Here is a 3874-nt window from a genome sequence, read left to right as displayed (position 1 = left end):
CAAGCGGGTCGCCGTCGACGTGACGCTGCGCACCCCGGCCGGGATGCGCCTGGGCGAACCGGTGCGGTTGTTGGTGCATTCCAACGCCTATGGCAAGTTGCTGTTCGCGATCACGCTGAGCGCCGCGGCGGTGCTGGTGCTGCTGGCCGGGCGCCGCCTGTGGCACCGGTTCCGCGGCCAGCCCGACCCCGCCGACCTGGACCGGCCGCGGCGCGGAATTCCGCCGCAGCCGAGGCCGGCCGAACTGCACGACGAGTCCGCCCCCGAGGTCGACGAAAAGCACCGGGTATGACACCAGCCTCGCGGCGGGCCTACCCACAGCCGCAGCCGAACCGGCGGCACCGGCCCGCACCTCCCGCCCCACCGGCCGCCCCACCCGGTGCGCCGGCTGTTGCCCGGCGGGCCGAACTGTCGGACTCCGCGGTGGTCTCGCGGTCGTGGGCCATCGCCTTTGCCACCCTGGTCAGCCGGCTGACCGGCTTCGCCCGGATCGTGCTGCTCGCCGCCATCCTGGGCGCGGCGCTGTCGAGTGCGTTCTCGGTGGCCAACCAGCTGCCGAACCTGGTGGCCGCCCTGGTGCTCGAGGCGACGTTCACCGCGATCTTCGTTCCGGTGCTGGCCCGCGCCGAGCAGTCCGACCCCGACGGCGGGGCGGCGTTCGTGCGGCGCCTGGTCACCCTGACGACCGCGCTGCTGGTGGTGGCGACGGCGTTGTCGGTGCTGGCCGCGCCGCTGCTGGTGCGGTTGATGCTGGGCCGCATCCCGCAGGTCAACGAACCGCTGACCACCGCGTTCGCCTATCTGCTGCTGCCGCAGGTGCTCGCCTACGGCCTGACGTCGGTGTTCATGGCGATCCTGAACACCCGCAACGTATTCGGCCCCACCGCCTGGGCGCCCGTCGTCAACAACGTCGTCGCGCTGGTGACCCTGGCGGTCTACGTCGCGGTCCCCGGCGCGCTGTCCGTCGATCCCGTGCGGATGGGCAACCCCAAGCTGCTGGTGCTCGGCATCGGCACCACCGTGGGCGTGTTCGCCCAGGCCGCGATGCTGCTGATCGCGCTGCGGCGCGAACGCGTGAGCCTGCGCCCGCTGTGGGGGATCGACGAGCGTCTCAAGCGCTTCGGCGCGATGGCCGCCGCCATGGTGCTCTACGTGCTGATCAGCCAGCTCGGGCTCGTGGTCGGCAACGAGATCGCCAGCACCGCGGCGGCGTCCGGACCCGCGATCTACAACTACACCTGGCTCGTCCTGATGCTGCCCTACGGGATGATCGGGGTGACGGTGCTGACCGTGGTGATGCCGCGGCTGAGCCGCAACGCCGCCGCCGACGACATCAAGGGCGTGCTCGGCGACCTGTCGCTGGCCACCCGGCTGACCCTGGTGACGCTCATCCCGATCGTGGCGTTCATGACCGTCGGCGGCCCGGCCATCGGCAGCGCCCTGTTCGCCTACGGCCACTTCGGGCAGGTCGACGCCGGGTACCTGGGCGCCGCGATCGCGTTGTCGGCGTTCACGCTGATCCCCTACGGGCTGGTGCTGCTGCAGTTGCGGGTGTTCTACGCGCGCGAGCAGCCGTGGACCCCGATCGTGGTCATCGTCGTGATCACGGTCGTCAAGATCGCCGGGTCGCTGCTGGCGCCGCACCTCACCGGCGACCCGAAGCTGGTGGCCGGCCTGCTCGGCCTGGCCAACGGAGTCGGGTTCCTGGCCGGTGCGGTGGTGGGCTACCTGCTGCTGCGACTGGCGCTGCTGCCCCGCGGCGGCCACCTGGTCGACGTGTCCACGGTGCGAACCGTCCTGGTGACGACGGCCGCGTCGCTGCTGGCCGGGCTGCTCGCCTACGTCGCCGACCGCCTGCTGGGGCTGGGCCGCCTGACCGCGCACGGCGGCGGTGCCGGTTCACTGCTGCGCCTGCTGATACTGGCAACGATCATGCTGCCGGTCATGACGACGTTCATGCTGCGCGCCCAGGTCCCCGAGGCGCAGGCGGCATTGGAGGCGGCCCGGCGCCGGATCGGGCACGGCAACGCACGCCCGGCGGGGACGGTGAGGGCCAGCAAAGCGAACGGGCGGGACGGATCGTCCGGGTCGACCCCCGTCACGTACCCTGAGCAGAGGAATTCGTCCCTGCCGAGGGTGAATGCGGTCAACGAGCCGCGCAGGCCGCCGGAGCGGGAAGGCAACGCGCGGACAGCGAAAGGACCGGAGGTGAGCGACCGCCCTATGGACAGCGCCGTGTCGCGCTCCGAGCTTCCGCGACCGGTCGCCGACGACTTCCAGCCCGACATCCCCCCGGAGCGCGCGGCGGACACGTCGGCGCACGCCGCGTCGCCCCGCGGACCGGTGCCGCCGGACGCCCCCCGCGAGCGCGGCGGGGAATCCCCGGCGTCCGGGGACACACACCTGCTTCCCGGCGCCCGGATCGCCGGGGGGCGCTACCGCCTGCTGGTGTCCCACGGCGGCACGCCACCGCTGCAGTTCTGGCAGGCGCTGGACACCGCGCTGGACCGGCAGGTGGCGCTGACGTTCGTCGACCCGGACGGCTCCCTGCCCGACGACGTGGTGCAGGAGATCCTGTCCCGCACGTTGCGGCTGAGCCGGGTCGACAAGCCCGGCATCGCCCGGGTGCTCGATGTGGTGCACAGCGGTTCCGGCGGCCTGGTGGTTTCGGAGTGGATTCGCGGTGGCTCGCTGCGCGAGGTGGCCGACACCGCGCCCTCGCCCGTCGGCGCCGTCCGCGCGATGCAGTCGCTGGCCGCCGCCGCCGAGGCGGCCCACCGCGCCGGTGTGACCCTGTCGATCGACCACCCGAGCCGGGTGCGCGTCAGCATCGACGGCGACGTCGTGCTGGCGTATCCGGCGACCATGCCCGACGCCAACCCGCAGGCCGACATCCGCGGCATCGGCGCCGCGCTGTACGCCCTGCTGGTCAACCGCTGGCCGCTGCCGGAGCCCGGGGTCCGCAGCGGGCTCGCCCCCGCCGAGCGGGACGCCAACGGCGTCCCCGTCGAACCCACGGTCATCGACCGCGCGATTCCGTTCCAGATCTCGGCCGTCGCCGTGCGCGCGGTGCAGGACGACGGCGGCATCCGCAGCGCCTCGACGCTGCTGAACCTGCTGCAGCAGGCGACCGCCGTGGCCGACCGCACCGAGGTGCTCGGCCCGATCGACGACACCCCGCCCTTCCAGGCGCTCCGCCCGTCCGCCGGCGACCCGGCCGTCCTCGCGCGCCGGCGCCGCAACCTGCTGATCGGCGTCGGCGCGGGCTTGGCGGTCCTCGTGGTCGCGCTGCTGGTGCTCGCCTCGGTGGTCAGCAAGATCTTCGGCAATGTCGGCGGGGGTCTGAACAAGGACGAACTGGGGCTCAACGGACCCACGTCGGCGACGTCGGCGCCGGCGTCCGGCTCGGTCCGCGCCGGCAGCGTCGTCAAACCCACGAAGGCCACGGTCTTCTCCCCGGACGGCGAGGCCGACAACCCGGGCCAGGCCGGGCTGGCGATCGACGGCGACCCCTCCACCTCGTGGGAGACCGACACCTACAACGACGCCGCCCCGTTCCCCTCCTTCAAGAACGGGGTCGGGCTGATGCTGCAGCTGCCGAGCCCGACGGTGGTCGGCGCCGTCTCCATCGACATCTCCAGCACCGGCACGCAGGTCGAGCTCCGCTCGTCGCCCACGCCGAACCCGGCGAAGCTGGACGACACCACGTTGCTGATGCCGGCCGCCACGCTCAAGCCCGGTCACAACGTGATCGCGGTCACGTCTACTGCACCGACATCGAATCTGCTGGTGTGGATCTCGACGTTGGGCAGCACCGACGGCAAAAGCCGCGCGGCGATCTCGGAAATCACGGTTGCGGCCGCGTCCTGAACCT

General features: G+C 72.6%; 1 protein-coding gene and 1 pseudogene. Both read left to right on the top strand.

Annotated features, from left to right (window positions below):
* Window positions 1-292 (top strand): annotated as a pseudogene (locus AC2VOR_RS07735) (hypothetical protein); the annotation flags it as partial.
* On the top strand, window positions 289-3870 hold the full coding sequence (locus tag AC2VOR_RS07730; RefSeq protein ID WP_486963533.1) for a lipid II flippase MurJ: 3582 nt from the start codon (window positions 289-291) through the stop codon (window positions 3868-3870). The pseudogene AC2VOR_RS07735 and the gene AC2VOR_RS07730, both read left to right, overlap by 4 nt.
* Window positions 3871-3874 lie beyond the last annotated feature (4 nt).

The organism is Mycobacterium sp. TH-M103, from assembly GCF_057473785.1.
Note: the sequence above shows the minus strand (reverse complement) of the source record. Positions and strands in the feature narration are given on the sequence as shown.